The organism is Trichlorobacter sp. (genome assembly GCF_030247655.1).
Taxonomy (GTDB): domain Bacteria; phylum Desulfobacterota; class Desulfuromonadia; order Geobacterales; family Pseudopelobacteraceae; genus Trichlorobacter.
The window spans coordinates 1-3169 of sequence record NZ_JAOTRZ010000285.1 but is presented as its reverse complement, the minus strand read 5'-3'; the positions used below and the strand labels follow the sequence as shown (position 1 = coordinate 3169).

4 protein-coding genes are annotated in these 3169 nt (G+C 47.2%); all 4 read left to right on the top strand.

Annotation, left to right across the window (positions count from 1 at the left end; translation table 11 throughout):
* Nucleotides 1-737: KilA-N domain-containing protein (locus tag OEL57_RS15685; RefSeq protein WP_300741766.1), on the top strand; the 737-nt coding region annotated here is incomplete at its 5' end.
* A 707-nt stretch (nucleotides 738-1444) separates the two neighbouring features.
* Nucleotides 1445-2260 (top strand): ABC transporter permease, encoded by an 816-nt coding sequence (locus OEL57_RS15680; protein WP_300741764.1) that lies wholly within the window; start codon nucleotides 1445-1447, stop codon nucleotides 2258-2260.
* Entirely contained in the window at nucleotides 2257-2916 is a 660-nt protein-coding gene (locus tag OEL57_RS15675) for an ABC transporter ATP-binding protein (RefSeq protein ID WP_300741761.1), read from the top strand. The genes OEL57_RS15680 and OEL57_RS15675 overlap by 4 nt, the downstream gene beginning before the upstream one ends.
* On the top strand, nucleotides 2913-3169 hold a 257-nt coding region (locus OEL57_RS15670), incomplete at its 3' end, for a hypothetical protein (protein ID WP_300741759.1). The genes OEL57_RS15675 and OEL57_RS15670, both read left to right, overlap by 4 nt.

Here is a 3169-nt window from a genome sequence, read left to right as displayed (position 1 = left end):
TCGCTCGCGTCAAAAATTCGGATGAGCCCAAAGATGTAGTAAAAAACTGGATGCGTAGTCGTACCACCATCGAGTACATTGGCCTGTGGGAAAAAATCAACAATCCCAACTTTAAAGGGGTCGAATTCGACACCTTAAGAGTTCAGGCAGGCCTCAACAGCTTCACTCTCTCACCGAATAAATGGATCGAATTAACTGCAGCCATCGGCATCCGCAGTACGGCTGGCCGCAATGGCGGTACCTACGCTCACAAAGACATTGCCTTTGAATTTGCCTCATGGGTGTCGGCCGAGTTCAAGCTTTTCTTGATCAGGGAGTTTCAACGGCTGAAGGATGAAGAAATCCAAAGCAGGAAGCTTGAATGGAATCTTACCCGGGGCCTCAGTAAAATTAACTATCGGATTCACACCGATGCGATTGCCCAAAATCTCATTCCGCAAAATCTGGACAGTACACAAATAGGACAAATCTACGCCACCGAAGCAGATGTGCTTAACGTGGCACTTTATGGCCACACAGCCAAACAATGGAGAGAGCAACATGCCGACAAACCCGGCAATGTACGCGATTATTCAGCCGTCGAACAATTGGTTGTCCTGTCTAACCTTGAGAGTATCAACGCAGAACTGATACGCCAAGGCATCGACCAACCGACCAGGTTAAAATACCTCAATCAGACAGCTATTGCGCAAATGCAATCCCTGCTGAAAAATCCAGAGATCAAAAAACTCAAATGATTCATTGGTGGTATCTGTGATAAGTAATTTGTACTTCCGTCCTGATTTAGGTAAGTTTTGAGAAAGAAGTTAAAGATTTACCCTTAAGAATATGATTTACGCTTTACTCGGCGTGCATCCGCCTTTATCGGCGGTTAACAGAGCCTTTACAACCAGTTGGAACCGCAGATATACGCCGATGAACGCAGAGAAGGCACAGGCTAAGCAGTAAAGGTTTTACCCCTAAGAGTTTTGTTTTTATCGGCGGTTAACAAGGCCTTTACAACCAGTTGGAACCGTAGATGAACGCCGATGAACGCAGAGAAGGCACAGGCTAAGCAGTAAAGGTTTTACCCCTAAGGGTTTTGTTTTTATCGGCGTGTATCCGCCTTTATCGGCGGTTAACAGAGCCTTTACAACCAGTTGGAACCGTAGATGAACGCCGATGAACGCAGAGAAGGCACAGGCTAAGCAGTAAAGGTTTTACCCCTAAGAGTTTTGTTTTTATCGGCGTGCATCCGCCTTTATCGGCGGTTAACAGAGCCTTTACACCAGTTGGAACCGTAGATGAACGCCGATGAACGCAGAGAAGGTACAGGCTAAAGTCTTTAGGGGTAGGGTGTTTGCTTTCACCAATAGATTGTTTGCTTTACTCGGCGTATATCCGCTTGTATCGGCGGTTAATACCACGGTTTTTGTGAAACAGGTTCCAAGGAGCTTTTTGATACATGACTTTCTCTGAAGGCAAACCAACCCAATACTCCACCTCATTACTTCGCTCCTTCCAGATTCAGCTGCGGGTGATCGGTGCGCTGCTGATGCGTGAAATACTTACCCGTTATGGCCGTCATAACATCGGCTTTATGTGGATGTTTGTAGAGCCGATGCTGTTTACCACCGGAGTCACCGCGCTCTGGGTATTTGCCAAGATGCATCACAACTCAAGTATGCCGATTGTTGCCTTTGCCCTTACCGGCTACTCATCTGTCTTGTTATGGCGCAATATGCCGTCACGCTGCGTAGGTGCTGTCGAGCCTAATCTGGCACTTACGTATCACAGAAATGTTAAAGTCATGGATATTTTTGCTGCTCGTTTGCTTCTTGAGGCGGGTGGCGCCACCATGTCGTTTATTATTCTTTCCGTTTTTTATATCTCTATTGGTTGGGTTAAACCACCTCAGGACCTTTTAAAAGTGCTTTTAGGGTGGGGCATGACCGCTTGGTTTGGTATGTCTCTGGCCCTACTTATGGGAAGCCTGAATGAACGGACCGAGCTAGTTGAAAAACTATGGCACCCTACTGCCTATTTGTTGTTTCCCTTGTCAGGGGCAGCGTTTATGGTGGATTGGCTGCCACCTACTGCACAAAAGGTTGTTTTGATGCTTCCGATGGTACATGGGGTCGAACTCTTGCGTGAGGGGTACTTTGGTTCATCGGTCCATTGTCATTACAACATTTCCTACATGGCTACCTTCTGCCTGATACTGATGGCATTTGCTCTGGTTCAGGAACGATATATCAGCAAACGGGTAACTCCTGAATGATACGGATAACCAATCTGGTAAAGCAATATCCAACCCGCCATGGTCAGGTAACAGTGCTTGACCACGTTAATTTAACTATTCAACCAGGTGAGAAGGTTGGGATTCTGGGGCGTAACGGTTCCGGCAAGTCTACTCTGGTACGTTTGATCAGCGGTGCAGAACATCCAACATCCGGTACTGTTGAGCGGTCTATGTCGGTTTCATGGCCCTTGGCCTTTTTTGCCGGTTTTCAGGGCACTCTGACCGGTTTTGATAATCTGCGTCTTGTGTGCCGGATCTATGGGGTTGATTTTAAAAGCCGGGTCTCTTTTGTGCAGGAGTTTTCCGAGTTAGGTAAATACCTGAAAGAGCCGGTTAAGACCTATTCTGCAGGTATGCGTTCACGCTTGGCTTTTGCCATATCCATGTCAATTGAGTTTGACTGTTTTCTGATAGATGAGATTACTGCCGTTGGAGATAGTCGGTTCCACGAAAAGTGTAATGAAGAACTGTTTGGAAGACGGGGTGATCGGGCTATGATTGTGGTGTCGCACCAGCCTGAATTTATTCGGGAGCACTGTGATCATGCTGCCGTGCTGGTGGCCGGAAAACTGCACAAGTTTGATCAAATTGATGAAGCAATGCAGTTTTACCATGACCATCTGGCTTCAATATGATCCAGCGCCTGTCAGCAGTGTTGCTTGCCTGCCTATCTGCTTCTTCGGCCCGCTCTCTGGTTAAGAGCCGCTTCCCTGTTAGCGGTAAAAAACGAGATGGAAAGCGACAACTGCTGGTTGATGTCTCTGAGATTATCAAGCAGGACGCACGTACTGGTATACAAAGGGTTGTAAGGGGGGTCTTGTGCAACTTAATGGCAAATCCACCAGAAGGCTATCGGGTCCGTCCGGTTTTTGCCGACCGCGATCATGC